We start from the raw sequence: 15,106 nt of genomic DNA, 5'->3' as shown, positions 1-15,106 counted from the left end.
TGTAATACAGAATAAAGGAAAGTACCGTGGAAAAACCGTGGTTAAAGCGTTACCCAGAGAACGTTCCAGAAACTATTAACCCAGACCAATACAGCTCATTAATTGAAATGTTTGAGCAATCGGTGCAAAAGTTTGCCGATCAGCCAGCGTTTATGAATATGGGCTCAGTAATGACTTTCCGTAAGTTAGAAGAGCGTAGCCGTGCTTTTGCCGCCTACTTACAAAATGATTTGAAATTGAAAAAAGGCGACCGCGTTGCTTTGATGATGCCGAACGTATTGCAATACCCAATTGCTTTATTTGGCATTTTACGTGCTGGTATGATTGCGGTTAACGTTAATCCACTTTATACCCCGCGTGAGTTAGAGCATCAGTTAAATGATGCCGATGTTAAAGCGATTGTGATTGTGTCTAACTTTGCTCACACCTTAGAAAAAGCGGTGGACAATACGCCAATCAAACACGTTATTTTAACTAGTCTTGGTCAAATGCTGCCGAAAGTGAAAGGTACTGCGGTTGATTTTATTGTTAAATACGTTAAAGGCTTAGTACCTAAATATCATTTGCCGGGCGCTATCTCATTTCGTAAAGCGTTGTATAAAGGTCGCCGTCTACAATACGTCAAACCTTTCCTTGAAGGGGATGATATTGCGTTCTTACAATACACTGGTGGCACGACTGGTGTGGCAAAAGGGGCGATTTTAACACATCGCAATATGGTGGCGAATGTACTGCAAGCCAAAGGTGCTTACGGTTCTTTATTGTGTGATGGTCGTGAAACGGTTGTGACCGCACTACCGCTTTATCATGTATTTGCTCTTACCATTAACTGTTTATTATTTATGGAAATTGGTGGCGCTAACTTACTGATTACCAACCCACGAGACATTCCAACTTTCGTTAAAGAGCTGAAAAAAGTACCATTTACTGCCATTACAGGGGTGAATACATTATTTAATGCGTTAGTCAATAATGAAGACTTTAAAGAGCTTGATTTTAGCCACTTACGTTTATCTGTCGGTGGTGGTATGGCGGTTCAACGCGCAGTGGCAGATAAGTGGATTAACATTACTAAATGTTACTTATTAGAAGGTTACGGCTTGACTGAGTGTTCTCCTTTGGTTGCCGCCTACCCGTATGATTTAAAAGAATACAATGGTTCAATTGGTCTTGCGATGCCATCGACCGAAGTCCGTATTATTGATGATGAAGGTAAGGTGCTCGGCTTCGATCAAACTGGTGAGCTGCAAGTGCGTGGCCCTCAAGTGATGGAAGGCTACTGGAACCGTGCGGAAGCCAGCAAAGAAGTGATCACGCAAGATGGTTGGTTATCAACCGGCGATATCGTACGCTTTGATGACGAAGGTTTTATGTACATTGTAGATCGTAAGAAAGATATGATCTTAGTGTCAGGCTTCAATGTTTATCCGAATGAAATTGAAGATGTGGTTGCGCTACATAGTAAAGTATTAGAAGTGGCAGCGATTGGACAACCACATGATACTTCAGGAGAAATCGTTAAGATTTACGTAGTGAAGAATGACAACAGCTTAACCAAAGAAGAGCTTATTGCCCACTGCCGAGAACACTTAACCGGTTATAAAATTCCGAAAGTAGTTGAATTTCGTGAAGAACTTCCTAAGAGCAATGTTGGTAAAATCTTACGACGTGAGCTAAGAGAAGAAAATATTGCTAACTTATCGAAAAGCAAAGCCTCGCCAGAAGCAACGGCGTAATTTCTTTTGCTTTTGAAATATACCCTCAAATGCCAGACATTACGTTCTGGCATTTCATTTAAGGATTGACGTGAATTACACCACCATTAAAGATAGCCAACAACTTACAGAGGTATGCCAAAAAGCACGTTTAGCTAGTGTTGTGATGCTTGATACTGAATTTGTACGAACACGTACTTATCACCCACAACTTGGGCTTATTCAGCTGTATGACGGCGAGCGACTGGTATTGATTGATCCGCTTGAGATTGATGATATGCAGGCTTTCTCTGAGTTACTGAGTGATACCTCAGTGACCAAGATTTTGCATGCTTGTGGTGAAGATTTAGAAGTCTTTCAGCATGTGTTTGGTTGCACGCCAACTCCAATGATTGATACTCAATTGATGGCTGCCTTTTTAGGTTATGGTCTATCAACAGGCTTTGCCACGTTAGTGAATGACTACCTAGGCGTTGAGCTTGATAAGAGTGAATCACGCGCGGATTGGTTAGCACGCCCATTAACCGATAAACAACTTGATTACGCCGCTGCGGATGTTTTCTACTTATTGCCACTGTATCAACAGTTGCTAGAACAAGTAGAAGCCAAAGGCTGGTTAGACGCGGTGAAACAAGAATCACAACTACTGGTTGAAAAGCGATTGAAGCAAGTGAAACCTGAGCAAGCGTATTTATCGGTGAAAGGCGCGTGGATATTAAAGCCGCAACAATTAGCCATCTTAAAAATCATTGCTCAGTGGCGTTTGTTAGAAGCACAAAAACGAGATTTGGCGTTAAATTTTATTGTGAAAGAAGCCAATATGGTGGAAGTGTGTCGCAATGAAATGACCAGCTTAAAAGAGATGAATGAAGCAGGCTTTGACCATCGTGAAGTTCGTCGTCATGGTAATACTTTGATTGCCATGGTGAAGCAAGGCCAAGCAACACCAGAAAGCGAATGGCCTGCTAAGATCACGCGTTTAATGGATAATCCTGCCTATAAGCAATTATTCAAAGTGTTAAAAGATGAAGTGAAATTGGCGTCAGAATCATCGGGCCTAGCTACCGAGTTCCTGGCATCGAAAAAGCAGCTTAACCAATTTATTTCTTGGGTATGGAATAAAGATCGTAATCCAGAGCAACTACCGGATGTCATGCAAGGTTGGCGTAAGGAGATAGTGGGTGAGGCGTTGGATAAAAAGATGAGTTAGCGGCGGCTCGGGTTTCGTCGCTCGTATCTCGGCTTTGATGTTGAAAGTCATGTGATAAGGAGCAACCTGAGCGACTTTGTTAGCCAAAAGAAGTTAACCCAAAAAGAATAAAACCCACTTCATTTATGGTGAAGTGGGTTTTCTTTTTCGAGAAACGAGACTCGAGAAATAAGATTCGGCTGTTAATCTTTTTCCGGCAATTGAATATTCAACTCTAGCACCGAAAGATCATCATCGCCTTGCTCTAGGCTGACGTTAACCATTGAAGGATCAACTGAAACGTATTTGCTCAATACTTGCAGAATATCTTCTTTTAGCTGAGGAAGGTAAGAAGGATTGGCACTACCTTGATTACGACGCTCAGCAACAATGATTTGTAAACGTTCTTTGGCAAGGTTAGCGGTATCTTTTTTCTTCGGTCGGAAGAATTGCAGTAATGACATGTTAGCCTCCAAATAAACGTTTAAAGATGCCTTTCTTCTCTTCGGTTAGGAAGCGAAATTCTTTTTCTTCACCCAGTAGTCGGTCAACTGCGTCACTATAAGCAAGGCCCGCATCTGATTCATTATCGTGAATAACTGGCACACCTTTGTTTGACGCATTCAATACCGCTTGGCTTTCCGGTATCACGCCAAGTAAAGGGATGTGCAAAATATCTTCTACATCAGTCACACTCAGCATTTCACCAGCATTAACACGTCCTGGATTATAACGAGTGAGTAAAAGGTGCTGCTTCACTGGCTCTAAACCTTGCTCGGCACGTAGTGATTTAGAATCTAACAAGCCTAGGATACGGTCAGAATCACGCACAGAAGACACTTCAGGGTTGGTGGTGATCACGGCTTCATCAGCAAAGTACAAAGACATTAATGCACCTTGTTCGATGCCCGCAGGAGAGTCACAGATAATGAAATCAAAACCCATATCATGTAATTCAGTCAATACACGTTTTACACCTAGATGTGTCAAAGCATCTTTATCACGGGTTTGTGAGGCTGGAAGAATGTAAAGGTTATCACAACGTTTGTCTTTGATGAGCGCTTGATTAAGTGTCGCTTCACCATTGATAACATTAACAAAATCGTAAACCACACGACGCTCACATCCCATAATAAGGTCGAGGTTACGTAAACCAATATCAAAATCGATAACAGCGGTTTTCTTTCCTCTTAATGCAAGACCGGAGGCAATCGCTGCGCTAGATGTAGTTTTGCCTACACCCCCTTTACCAGACGTCACGACGATAGTACGTGCCATTTCATTTCCCTTTATGTTGAATCTTAGACTGAGTGTTTGATGCTATTTTCACATCAAATGCTTAATTTTTATATAGATAAACAGTTATTTTTATTTGATTTTATCGAAATTTAATTGTTCATCTTGTAGTGTGACGAGCATTTTTTGCTGCCAATGTTCCGGTACGATTTGGTCACTTAAATAATAGTGGCCAGCAATGGAGACTAATTCTGCTTGTAGATCATCGCATAAAATCATCGCGCCTTTTTGGCCACTGGCCCCAGCCATTACTTTTCCTCGACAAGTCCCATGGATATGGATGCTGCCATCAGCAATCACTTCGGCTCCGGCACTGACATGATTTAAGATCACGAGATCACCATCTTTAGCATAGACCTGTTGTCCTGAACGAATAGGCGTTCTAATGACTTTGGTTGGTACCATTTCTGCTGGAGCTTCGTAACCTGATTTACTGGTCGACATCACAGCAAAACCAGCGTCAGCAGCATGGTTTTTAACTACGTTACTTTGGCTACCTGTCACGCCGACGGGTACCATTCCAGCTTTCACAATACCTTGACGTAATCGGGTGAAATCTATGTCAAGTTGTGGTGCTTTCTCAATATTGACCACCAATGGGGCATGGGTGAAAAATGCAGGAGCTTGTTCAACTTTGTTATATAAAAATTGTAAGCTATCTTCGACATTATCTTCGGTGATATGAAGAACAGATAAAGCAAAACTACTGCCTTTTAAATTTGGTTTGGTCGCCATAGACATGATTACTCTGAGTGTTGAATGCACGAAAAAATAGTCATTACTGAAAATGCTAAAATGAGCATTGGAAACAGTAACTATATCAAGACTGACAATGTTATAGTCTATTTAAAGTATCATTAGGTTAATTGCCTGTCATAATGATAAAAAATGAGGCTAAATCCAAGTGAAAGTCGTTGTGATATCGGTGTTTGATTAGTATATGCTCAACCCCGTACTTTAGGTTATTTGGATATAGACAATAAGCATTAAAAAAGGATCCACTATGTTGTGTTTTGTTTATAAAAGCAGCAAGAAAGAAGGCATGTACCTCTACATTCTGAAAAAAGATGATTTTTCAGATGTGCCAAGTACTCTACTTGAAATGTTTGGTAAGCCAACTTTTGTAATGGTAATGAAAATGGAAGGTCGTAAGCTTGCTTTAGTGGATATTGAGAAAGTAAAACAATCACTAAAAGATGATGGCTATTTTCTACAATTGCCACCACCGCCAGTGAATTTATTGGATGAATATAAAGCTCGTAAATCAGAGCAGTAAAATAAAAAAGGATAGGTATGAATATCAAGCCACTCAGCATTTCCGCAATATTGTTAGCCGGTTTAGTGAGCTTTTCGGCGATGGCTACCACTGAAGTAGCGGCGACGGTGGATGATACTGCTACGCAAGAAATGAAATTTAATGCTTACCTTGAGACATTAAAACAAGAAGCAAAAGAGAACGGCATTACCGACGCAACGATTCAAGCAGCGTTTAAAGATGTAGTTTTTAAGCCACATTCAGTGAAAGCGGATAATAATCAACCTGAGAAGAAACTGACGCTCGATGAGTATATTCCCCGCGCAGTGCCTGTTTGGAAAATCAAACAAGCAAAGGGTTTGTATCATGAGCATTTCGATGACCTGAAGCGTATTGGTGAAACTTACGGTGTGCAACCACGCTTTATTGTCGCGCTATGGGGCGTAGAAAGTAATTTTGGCCGTTATACCGGTAATCATAATGTGGTCGGTGCTTTATCTACCTTAGCCTTTGATGGACGTCGTGAGGCGTTATTCCGTAAGCAAACTATGGCGGCTCTACAAATTATCGATGAAGGCCATATTAGCGCGGAAGATATGAAAGGCTCATGGGCGGGTGCGATGGGTCAATGTCAGTTTATGCCTACTTCGTTCTTAGCTTATGCGCAAGATGGGAATAACGATGGTAAAAAAGATATCTGGACGACTACTGCTGATGTGTTTGCCTCGACTGCCAACTATCTAAAAACCGAAGGTTGGGATGATAAATATACATGGGGACGTCAGATTCAAGTGCCACATGGTATCGATTCTGACCTACAAGGCCGTGATTCTGAAAAGGGTAAATACTTACAAGAATGGCAAAAATTAGGCATTACTAACTTAGATGGCTCGCCATTACCTAAGTTAAACGAAGACATTAAAGCATGGTTGATCATGCCGGATGATGAAGCGGGTCGAAGCTACTTAGTATACAACAATTATAATGTACTAATGCATTGGAATCGTTCATATTATTTTGCATTGGCTGTAAGTACTTTGGCCGATAAGATTGTTGAGTAAAGAAAAATTATATCAAAATAAAATACCCCAGTTCATCATCATGAGCTGGGGTATTTTTTATTCATTATATGTTTGCTTATTTGGTGTAGTTCTCACACGCATACATAGTGTTTTCAATTAGGCTTGCTACCGTCATAGGGCCAACACCACCTGGGACAGGCGTAATATGGCTGGCATTGTCTTTTGCAACATCGTATTCCACATCGCCAATCAGTTTGCCGTTTTCCATGCGGTTGATACCGACATCGATCACAATCGCGCCTTTTTTAATCCAAGCACCTGGAATAAAGTTTGGTTTACCTACCGCTACAACCAGTAGATCCGCTTGGCGAACATGGCCTTCAAGATCTTTAGTAAAGCGATGACAGGTAGTGGTAGTGCAACCCGCTAGCAATAATTCAAGCGTCATTGGACGACCAACGATATTTGAAGCGCCAACCACAACAGCATGTTTGCCGCGAGTATCAATATTGTAACGTTCTAGTAGAGTGATAATACCTTTTGGGGTGCAAGAACGTAGTTTAGGAATACGTTGAGATAAACGGCCTACGTTGTATGGGTGGAAACCATCGACATCTTTTTCAGGATGGATAGTTTCTAAAACTTTGGTGCTATCAATGCCAGCAGGCAGAGGCAGTTGAACAAGGATACCATCAATTTCAGGATCATTGTTAAGTTGCTCAACTATTTCAAGTAACTCAGCTTCTGTGGTGGTAGTCGGTAAATCATAAGATTTAGAAACAAAGCCAACTTCTTCACAAGCGCGACGCTTACTTCCCACATACACTTGCGAAGCTGGATCGCTGCCGACTAGTACCACAGCAAGACCTGGAGCACGTAAACCCGCTTCAACACGAGCCTGGACACGAGCTTTTACTTCCGAACGAACGGTTTGAGATATTAACTTTCCATCAATAATTTGAGCAGTCATGGTTTTCCTTACTATCCTCATTAGACTAGCAGCAGTAGACAACGCGGCGTATTGTCGCAAATAATGTGATCAATATCCATAACGCAAACGTTTGCTAATGAGGTTTATTTTCATTTTTCACAAAAGGGAAACTCATTCTAACAATTGGCAGAAATGAACAATGCCTTTTTTTTCAGCACTTAAGCCATAATCAACCATAAAGCCATTGACCTAACGCATTCATCTCGTATAATTCCCCACTCAAAGCGCCCTTAGCTCAGCTGGATAGAGCACCTGCCTTCTAAGCAGGTGGTCACAGGTTCGAATCCTGTAGGGCGTGCCATTATTCAAAGAAAAGCCTTGTAAATCATAAAATTACGAGGCTTTTTCTTTTTCTACCGTGCCTATGCCGTGCCGCTCAAATTAAGTTTCGTTAAATAATCATACGAACGTACCCATCCTAAAAAATCTTTGTTAATTCCACAATAGCTATAACAAATGAGTACCTTTTCGCAAATCTAGCCTGATCATTACTCAACACCATCATTATTCGGTAATTTGTTGTTATCACTTGGAATATAGCAATGATTGATATGGCGAAGTTTTTATCTAAATCTCAACAGCATGAATTGAAAAGTTTAGGTTTATCCGTTCTTCAAGTTGAAGAGTGCGAAAGTCTGCTTAAACAAGTTCCTGCTACTCCTGAATTAAAATCAATTAAGACTGCAATTCAATTACTCGGTAAAGTTCAAAGCCTACTCGATGACGTTCAAGAGAAAGATCCCCGTTCTTATTTTGAAATGGCCGATCTTTTGAACGATAGCTACCCGTTAGATGACAAACCAGTTGAGAGTATTCAAAAACAATTAAAAGCGTTTATTGAGCGTCAGAAGGGCGTTTATGTATTCGAGAGTGATTTGCATACTGGAAACCAGTCTTTAAACGTGACAACGCCAGAAAGCCGCAATTATCACCGTTATGAAGTGTTAACTAAGCTTTGGAAGGATTGGTCGAAAGAGATTAAGCTTTCTCGCTCTAGTGAGTTTATTCTATTTCTTACCGTCTGCTTAGAAGGCAGCTATTCAGAAAAAGCCGCGAATCGGGTTTATACCAACTACAAACGTTATTACCAAGGTAAGTCGGTAGTGCTAGGTGATGCTTTAGACTCAAATCAGCCTGAGAATGAGTTAGAAGTGACCATTACTTATAAATCGATTAATGGTGAAAAGCCAAAAGTAACCACACAAAAAACGACCTTTCCTAATCTTGAAAAATCCACGTTAACCGAGCAAATCAATAAGCTGAAAAAACAGCGAAATTGAACATCCGTACCTAAACCATTCCTTATTATATAAGGGCTACGGATAATATTAGATATGCTGATTATAAAAACCCGTACCCCTCAATTGATTGTCTGTAAGCGCCATAGATCTTAATTTTGTTTCATCCAATTCGGGATAACACTATTAAGGAAGATTAAACATGGAAAATACAAACATTAACTTAGGTCGCTTTGGTAACAAACTTAACCGTAAAAAGGCGGCGGAATATCTAGGAGTAACAGAAGGCACGTTAGCCGTTTGGGCGAGCACTGGCCGTTATCATTTACCTTTCATCAAAGTAGGTCGTAAGGTTTATTACACCTTAAAAGATCTCGATACCTTTATTGAAGGTCGAATTTTCACTCATACCGCTTAATTCATAGGTAAAGATGGAGATAGATAATGATGGAAATGAGTGAACAAGTTTTCGAACTGAAACCAAACGTACAGTCGCAATGTTATTTCCCTGATTTAGCGTTGAATGGCAAACCGATCAGCACACTTGATAACTTTGCTGTTTTAACCAAATCATTAGGAATAACGCCTTCTGTTAACCAAATGAATAATGAAATTGAACTATTGAAAGATGGCTCACCTTTAGATATCAGTTTTGAAAGAAAGCGCAGTATGCTTTTAAGTGAATGTTTAAAAGCTGGCTTACCTAAATCAACGATTGATGATCATTTAACAGCGTTAGCAGAGAACAACGAATATCATCCTTTTAAGCAATATTTAAACCATAGTGAATGGGATGGTATTGAAAGGGTTAACCCTGTTATTGCCGCAATGAACAGTAAAGATCCGGAGTTAGCCGAAATAGTGATGACTAAGTTTTTTATTTCGGTTGTCGCTGCGGTTTATGAACCGAGATTTAGCTCAAAATTAGTACCAGTGCTGCAAGGTGGGCAGTCATTTAGAAAAACCGCCTTTATAAAGCGGTTTGCCGATGTGTTTACAGGTTCGTTTCTCGAAGGGGCAGAGCTTAATCCTGATAATAAAGATTCGGTTTTAACCTGCATTCGAAGCGTGATTGTTGAGCTAGGAGAGTTAGAACGAACCTCAAAAAATAACCAAGGCGCATTGAAAGCTTTTTTAACCAGAGAAGTCGATACGGTTAGGCCGCCTTATGGTCGGTCTGATATCAAAAAGAAAAGGCAAACCGTTTACATTGCAACCGTAAACGGAACCGAATTTTTACGGGATGATACAGGTTCAAGCCGATACGCAGTTATTGAGCTGTTAAACCAAATAAACCTAGATGAAATTAACCGAATATTAGGTTGGCAATATAACAACGGGCGATTAAACCAAATCGAAACCGAAAAACTTAAGCAGTTTTGGTTAGAGATTCGGTTTAAGTATGCGAATGGTGAGTCGTGGGAGCTAACCGATGCCGAAAGAGCCAGAGTAGCCGAGGTAAACAAAGCGCACGATTTCAAAGGCAATTGGTATGAAGTTTTATACGATAAGTTTATCGATGTAGAAATGGAAAACCGAGACTTTGAATGGATGACGGCAACCGATGTATGTAGCTATTGCGATATAACTAAAAGCCAAGTGAGAACCATTGGTAAAGCCCTTAAGAAATTGTTTGAAGATAACCTAATCGAAGGCAAGCGGGGTAGGGCAAATAAAACCTTCTATAAAATCCCAACTGTTGCACCTTTATGAACAACAGCCTTGCCATGTCGCAAGGCTGTTTTGTTTTAAGTCATTAACCTGTTTAACCATTTTAGTTATTGGTTAAACAGGTTAATGGAAATATGGATATTTGTATAAACGCAAAGCTGATATCACTCTCAAAATTTATCAGGCGTAAGGGAACTGATAATCAACATATTGTATTTTATCAATATATGGAGTTGGCTTAGGTGGATCATGGGAAAGTCGGTATTAATACCTTTTGCGGAACAAAATGGTCGGTTAGTAGATATTACCCAAGTTGTCAGTGGTAAGGCGTGCAATTGCACTTGTCCTAGTTGTGGTCAATCACTGGTTGCTCGAAAAGGTAACTCTGAACGCGTTCATCACTTTGCTCACAATAAGAATGTGGATGAAGATATTGATGAAAAGGTTGAATGTAAATATTCATTTTATGTTGCAGCTCGCCTAGTCATCAAACAGATTTTTTCTGAAAAACAAAGTGATGAATGGCTATTACCACGTTTAAAGCAAACTTATGAGCCTGAGCAACAAGAGTATAGACACCTAAAAATCCCAATAGTAGTTACCGAAAAACAAAAGCTTAATTTAGAAAATTATCAAATAGAAGCTCCATTAGATAGCATTGAGATGGATATAGTTGCCGAGGTGAAAGGGGTTAAGATAGGGATATTTTTCACTTATCCAAGTCGCCCATATCCCGAGATAGAAAAGCACAAGAATTATGGCGTATTAGGGATTGATCTTGAAGATTTAACCGAGAGCTATAGAGAGTTTGTTTTTAAGGCTGGGGCATCTTTTCAAGATGAAATAGTTAAGTATGTTTTGTGTGAAGGCGATAGAGAATGGCTTTATCACCCTAGAGAGCAATCAAAGGAAAAGTGGGCAATTGAGGAACTTGAGGAGAGAGTTTCTAAGTTTGAAAAATTTGAACAAAATAAAGTTAATCAAGTTGGCATAGAGCAAGTAATGGAGCCTACAAAATCCGTCTCAAATGTAGGACAACAAAATAGCGTTCTTGAGGAGATGATTAAGAATAGAGAAAAAAATGGTAATCGTTATTGTCCTCGTTGCGACTATGCTTGGTATGTCAGTTATGGTGAGACGAATAGTTGTCCGAAGTGTTATTTGTCAGGAATTGAATATGGTAGGTAATTAGGGAATATCGCTTATTTTGATCGTTATCTGATAAAAAGTCCGAATCACTTTTATTTGTATATCTTCAACTGTGAGTCAAGTGGGATTTACCTTGTTGTAATCACAATGCGAATCAAAACTTGTATGTTATTATATTTTTAAGTTACCTCAGCAGACTATAGGGCATAAATAATGTTTCAAAAGCTATTGCAAAAACACCTTGCTAGAGGTGTGCTCAGCAGAGGGCTTCACTCTATAGATAGTGGAGCAATTGCCATTGCTACGGATCTCGGCGTGAAAAGAACCGAGAACCAAGACAGAGCAGCTGTTATGAAGTTCCACTCGCCAACTGCTCTCTACACCGTTATTGCCATTGTCGATGGTATGGGTGGTATGAGAGATGGTGAACAAGCTGCTGAACTAGCCATTTCAACATTCTTCAACTCGGTATTGGAATCTATCCATCTAGGCTCAGAACAAGCAATTACTCAAGCAACACTGGCTGCAAACAATGCAGTATTCGCATTTGCAAATGGTAAAGGCGGTAGCACGCTATCTGCCCTATTACTTTGCAGCGACGATGTGAACGTGACTGTGAACGTTGGCGACAGTCGTATATATGCTAAAGACTTGGTACTTAATAAGCTTGTTCGTCTAAGCGTTGATGATTCACTCGCAGAAGCGGTTGGTGGTAGCGGAACAGATCTACTTCAATTCATCGGTATGGGGGAAGGAATTAAACCTCACGTTGCCCCATTGAAATCGGAGGTTAGCCAAGTCTACCTGACTACAGATGGCGTTCATTATATCGAGCCCAAGACCTTATCAGACATTGTTGAAAATGCTGGAAGAGTCAATCAGATTGTAGAGCGTTTAATCGCAACAGCTCGCTGGTGTGGTGGACCTGACAACGCATCGGTCTGTGCAGTCGATCTTGAACTCCTGACTTTTGAAGCATATGTTGATGACACAACAGTAATTCAAGTTTCTGATCCATACACTTCAATGCAGTTTATTTGGGGACACTCTCCTGTTGATCAACAAACCGCTTCTCACGTGAGTAATCAGCAAATTAACAACGAAGAGAAGACAGCCAAGGTTAGTGAGGCTGATGAAACGGATAATTCTGTTGTCGATGAAGCTGAAGAGAAAGATCTAAGTGACTATGAACAAAAAGCCGATAGCGAAGAACAACTAGAAACTGAACCAAAAACTGAGAGTAAAGAACGGCCAAAAAGAAAGAGTCGTACATCGAAAAAGAAAGTAAATAAAAAGGACTCCGACGAAGAAGTACAAATAAAAATGACAATTTGCGATGACGTCAGTGATAACAATGGCGAGGTTAATAATGACTCTTCCAACTAGATATGAACTCAGTGGTACCAATGACTCAGGTGGTATGGGAGACATCCTGTACTGCAAAGACAATCATTTACAACGTGATGTTGTCATCAAGTTGTTGAAAGGGGATGCCGAACAACGACGTTTGTTTGATGAGCAACGCTCGTTGATTCAGCTCCGCTCCAAGCACGTTGTCCAGCTGTATGATGTCGTCAAGGTTGGTGAACAAGTTGGTCTCGTATTGGAATTCATAAAAGGTGAAGACCTCTCTGTCGGAGCATACCAATCTGATATGACAGGGTTGGTAGAAACTCTATGGCAAGTCGCTTGTGGGCTTTCTGACATCCATGCAGCTGGTATTATCCATAGAGACATCAAGCCAAATAACATTCGCCGTGACTGTTCTGATGTAATCAAAGTATTTGATTTTGGTCTTGCTAGAAAACTAGATACAGCCAAGACAAACAGTGTAATTGGTACCGTTGGCTTCATGGCTCCCGAACTGTGGAAACGAGGTGAAGTCGAATTCACTACAGCAGTTGACGTGTATGCATTCGGTATTACAGCAATGGTTCTGGCTAATGTTGATGTTCCACAAGAACTCCTTGAATACCCTCCTTTCCCCGTCCCTTACAGTAATTGGGTTCAAGGGAAACTACCTAACCTAGATGCTGATATTGTGGAGATCCTAGAGCAGTGCTTAGCATATTCTCCAGCCGACAGACCAAATATTGATGACGTTGAGAAAATGTTGAGAAGGCATCTTCTTAAAGATAAACACAAAGGTCTCTTAGTAATGGATGCTCAGGTTAAGGAACTAAATAGTAAAAACCGTGGAGCTAAGATTACATCTTCTGTTGGATCTGAAATTACTATCGAATACGATGGTTACGACTTCAAGGTATCCGCGTATGTAGGTGATGTCACGGTAAATAATGATCTTGTTAACGTTGGCTATGTAATGCCAGGCGCATCAGTTATCACTCTAGGTAATGGTGCAAACAGAGGTTTCGTAACCTTCGATATTTCTAATCCAGAGGTGGTTTCATGATTGCTCCGAATACTCTTATTGGTGGTCGCTACGAAGTAATTGAGCATGTGGGTGCTGGTGGTATGCAAGATGTGTATCGTGCCAAGGATAACTTCCTTAGTGGCGAAGTTGCATTGAAAACACCTCAACCGGGACAAAAAACTCGTCGCTTCCAAGCTAGTGCGGTCATTGCAGGTAAAGTTAACCACCATAATGTAGCTAAAACTCTCGATTACTTTGAAGAACATGGCGAAGTTTATCTGGTCGAAGAATTTGTAAATGGACAGACTCTCGAAGATAAAATTCAGCATCGTGACTTCCTCGATCCTCACCTAGCAGCAAGAACCCTACACTTGTTAGCGAAAGGGATTCGAGCTTCACACCTACAAGGTGTTATCCATCGAGATTTGAAGCCTAGCAACATCATGATTGATTCTAGTGCTGGTATTGAAGAGTTGAAGATCACTGACTTTGGTATTGCTACGTTTACCGAAGAAGTATTCAACGAAGAAGCACAGTCAGGAGATATTACTCGTTCGACATCGGGAACGGTAAAGGGCGCACTACCATTCATGGCGCCTGAAATGATGTTTCGCAAGACAGGCGATCAACTGACATGTGCTCTAGATATCTGGTCAATTGGTGCAATGATGTTTAAGTTGATAACTGGTGAGTATCCGTTTGGCGTATTCCTTGAAGCTGCTGTGAATGTAAAAAACCAAGAACGTCTTGATTGGCCTGCATTCATGACCGCTAATCTTCAGTTTGCTCCTTTATGCCGTGAGCTTCAAAGTATCGTTGATAGCTGCCTTGAATACGATCCCGCCCAACGCCCTACCGCTGATGACTTGGTTAAGATGTGCCAAAATTTATGCTATCAAACATCTGAACGTTACGAAGCGACTGTGAATAGATTAATCCAGAATGGTTACAGTGGGTTTGCGACAGGCAATGATCACGATGTCTTCTTTAGTATTTATAGCCTCTATGGGGCTTCTAGAATTCCAAATGGGAGTAGAATTTCATATTCCAAATTCCCAGGTCGTCCTCATGCAAGAGCTCATCCAGTAATCATCGAAAATAATTAATTGAGCTGCTGAGCTGCTTGCTTATTTTGTATCAAGGAGGAGTTAGTGTTTGATTGGCTCAGGTATGTTACATATTTTAATTTATTACTTTAGCTAAATC

15 protein-coding genes and 1 tRNA gene are annotated in these 15,106 nt (G+C 40.6%); 12 read left to right on the top strand and 4 right to left on the bottom strand.

All coding sequences use genetic code 11. The features are described from left to right. The first annotated feature begins 26 nt into the window (after nucleotides 1-26). Together fadD and rnd are read left to right on the top strand one after the other, a co-directional pair. Complete coding sequence (gene fadD / locus ACN0T8_RS03190) at nucleotides 27-1,736, top strand: long-chain-fatty-acid--CoA ligase FadD (RefSeq protein ID WP_417879200.1); 1,710 nt, start codon at nucleotides 27-29, stop codon at nucleotides 1,734-1,736. Between the two features lie 70 nt (nucleotides 1,737-1,806). After that, nucleotides 1,807-2,925, top strand: coding sequence for a ribonuclease D (rnd, locus tag ACN0T8_RS03185; RefSeq protein WP_417879199.1), 1,119 nt, complete (start codon nucleotides 1,807-1,809; stop codon nucleotides 2,923-2,925). 182 nt (nucleotides 2,926-3,107) lie between these two features. Here rnd and minE read toward each other — a convergent pair whose 3' ends face one another. The 3 genes from minE to minC all read right to left on the bottom strand — a co-directional run bounded on the left by minE (nucleotide 3,108) and on the right by minC (nucleotide 4,935). After that, the gene (minE, locus tag ACN0T8_RS03180) at nucleotides 3,108-3,368 is read right to left on the bottom strand and encodes a cell division topological specificity factor MinE (protein WP_086982809.1); all 261 of its coding nucleotides are present in this window, start codon (nucleotides 3,366-3,368) and stop codon (nucleotides 3,108-3,110) included. A gap of 1 nt (nucleotide 3,369) precedes the next feature. After that, entirely contained in the window at nucleotides 3,370-4,182 is an 813-nt protein-coding gene (gene minD / locus ACN0T8_RS03175) for a septum site-determining protein MinD (protein WP_417879198.1), read from the bottom strand. A gap of 90 nt (nucleotides 4,183-4,272) precedes the next feature. Next, nucleotides 4,273-4,935: a septum site-determining protein MinC gene (minC, locus tag ACN0T8_RS03170; RefSeq protein ID WP_417879493.1), complete on the bottom strand. Its 663-nt coding sequence runs from the start codon at nucleotides 4,933-4,935 to the stop codon at nucleotides 4,273-4,275. A 268-nt stretch (nucleotides 4,936-5,203) separates the two neighbouring features. Between minC and ACN0T8_RS03165 the strand changes: the two genes are divergently transcribed. Together ACN0T8_RS03165 and ACN0T8_RS03160 are read left to right on the top strand one after the other, a co-directional pair. Continuing rightward, entirely contained in the window at nucleotides 5,204-5,476 is a 273-nt protein-coding gene (locus tag ACN0T8_RS03165; RefSeq protein ID WP_417879197.1) for a YcgL domain-containing protein, read from the top strand. An 80-nt stretch (nucleotides 5,477-5,556) separates the two neighbouring features. Further along, on the top strand, nucleotides 5,557-6,516 hold the full coding sequence (locus tag ACN0T8_RS03160) for a lytic murein transglycosylase (RefSeq protein ID WP_417879492.1): 960 nt from the start codon (nucleotides 5,557-5,559) through the stop codon (nucleotides 6,514-6,516). 76 nt (nucleotides 6,517-6,592) lie between these two features. On the opposite strand, the gene folD is transcribed toward ACN0T8_RS03160, so the two are convergent. Continuing rightward, complete coding sequence (gene folD, locus ACN0T8_RS03155) at nucleotides 6,593-7,447, bottom strand: bifunctional methylenetetrahydrofolate dehydrogenase/methenyltetrahydrofolate cyclohydrolase FolD (protein ID WP_417879196.1); 855 nt, start codon at nucleotides 7,445-7,447, stop codon at nucleotides 6,593-6,595. 245 nt (nucleotides 7,448-7,692) lie between these two features. On the opposite strand from folD, the gene ACN0T8_RS03150 reads away from it, so the two are divergent. From ACN0T8_RS03150 to ACN0T8_RS03115, 8 genes are all read left to right on the top strand, one after another. Continuing rightward, a tRNA-Arg gene (locus ACN0T8_RS03150) sits at nucleotides 7,693-7,769 on the top strand. A gap of 250 nt (nucleotides 7,770-8,019) precedes the next feature. Further along, entirely contained in the window at nucleotides 8,020-8,748 is a 729-nt protein-coding gene (locus ACN0T8_RS03145) for a hypothetical protein (protein WP_417879195.1), read from the top strand. A 160-nt stretch (nucleotides 8,749-8,908) separates the two neighbouring features. Next, entirely contained in the window at nucleotides 8,909-9,124 is a 216-nt protein-coding gene (locus tag ACN0T8_RS03140; protein ID WP_017026015.1) for a helix-turn-helix domain-containing protein, read from the top strand. A 26-nt stretch (nucleotides 9,125-9,150) separates the two neighbouring features. Then, nucleotides 9,151-10,419 (top strand): VapE domain-containing protein, encoded by a 1,269-nt coding sequence (locus tag ACN0T8_RS03135; RefSeq protein WP_417879194.1) that lies wholly within the window; start codon nucleotides 9,151-9,153, stop codon nucleotides 10,417-10,419. A gap of 207 nt (nucleotides 10,420-10,626) precedes the next feature. Further along, a complete protein-coding gene (locus ACN0T8_RS03130) occupies nucleotides 10,627-11,565 on the top strand; it encodes a hypothetical protein (protein ID WP_417879193.1) in 939 nt (312 codons plus the stop codon). Between the two features lie 174 nt (nucleotides 11,566-11,739). Beyond that, nucleotides 11,740-12,912, top strand: coding sequence for a PP2C family protein-serine/threonine phosphatase (locus tag ACN0T8_RS03125; protein ID WP_417879192.1), 1,173 nt, complete (start codon nucleotides 11,740-11,742; stop codon nucleotides 12,910-12,912). Further along, nucleotides 12,896-13,939: a serine/threonine-protein kinase gene (locus tag ACN0T8_RS03120; protein ID WP_417879191.1), complete on the top strand. Its 1,044-nt coding sequence runs from the start codon at nucleotides 12,896-12,898 to the stop codon at nucleotides 13,937-13,939. The genes ACN0T8_RS03125 and ACN0T8_RS03120 overlap by 17 nt, the downstream gene beginning before the upstream one ends. Then, nucleotides 13,936-15,006, top strand: coding sequence for a serine/threonine-protein kinase (locus ACN0T8_RS03115; protein WP_417879190.1), 1,071 nt, complete (start codon nucleotides 13,936-13,938; stop codon nucleotides 15,004-15,006). Before ACN0T8_RS03120 ends, ACN0T8_RS03115 begins: the two co-directional genes overlap by 4 nt. The last annotated feature ends 100 nt before the right edge of the window (nucleotides 15,007-15,106 follow it).

The sequence above is a fragment of the Vibrio sp. genome (genome assembly GCF_048266485.1).
Classification (GTDB): domain Bacteria; phylum Pseudomonadota; class Gammaproteobacteria; order Enterobacterales; family Vibrionaceae; genus Vibrio.
This window is presented reverse-complemented; position numbering and strand designations above follow the sequence as displayed.

Bases quoted from the DNA above. Each gene is read 5' to 3' on its own strand.
- minE (WP_086982809.1), bottom strand. From the start codon at position 3,368: ATGTCATTACTGCAATTCTTCCGACCGAAGAAAAAAGATACCGCTAAC.
- minD (WP_417879198.1), bottom strand. From the start codon at position 4,182: ATGGCACGTACTATCGTCGTGACGTCTGGTAAAGGGGGTGTAGGCAAA.
- minC (WP_417879493.1), bottom strand. From the start codon at position 4,935: ATGGCGACCAAACCAAATTTAAAAGGCAGTAGTTTTGCTTTATCTGTT.
- ACN0T8_RS03165 (WP_417879197.1), top strand. From the start codon at position 5,204: ATGTTGTGTTTTGTTTATAAAAGCAGCAAGAAAGAAGGCATGTACCTC.
- ACN0T8_RS03160 (WP_417879492.1), top strand. From the start codon at position 5,557: ATGGCTACCACTGAAGTAGCGGCGACGGTGGATGATACTGCTACGCAA.
- folD (WP_417879196.1), bottom strand. From the start codon at position 7,447: ATGACTGCTCAAATTATTGATGGAAAGTTAATATCTCAAACCGTTCGT.
- ACN0T8_RS03145 (WP_417879195.1), top strand. From the start codon at position 8,020: ATGGCGAAGTTTTTATCTAAATCTCAACAGCATGAATTGAAAAGTTTA.
- ACN0T8_RS03140 (WP_017026015.1), top strand. From the start codon at position 8,909: ATGGAAAATACAAACATTAACTTAGGTCGCTTTGGTAACAAACTTAAC.
- ACN0T8_RS03135 (WP_417879194.1), top strand. From the start codon at position 9,151: ATGATGGAAATGAGTGAACAAGTTTTCGAACTGAAACCAAACGTACAG.
- ACN0T8_RS03130 (WP_417879193.1), top strand. From the start codon at position 10,627: ATGGGAAAGTCGGTATTAATACCTTTTGCGGAACAAAATGGTCGGTTA.
- ACN0T8_RS03125 (WP_417879192.1), top strand. From the start codon at position 11,740: ATGTTTCAAAAGCTATTGCAAAAACACCTTGCTAGAGGTGTGCTCAGC.
- ACN0T8_RS03120 (WP_417879191.1), top strand. From the start codon at position 12,896: ATGACTCTTCCAACTAGATATGAACTCAGTGGTACCAATGACTCAGGT.
- ACN0T8_RS03115 (WP_417879190.1), top strand. From the start codon at position 13,936: ATGATTGCTCCGAATACTCTTATTGGTGGTCGCTACGAAGTAATTGAG.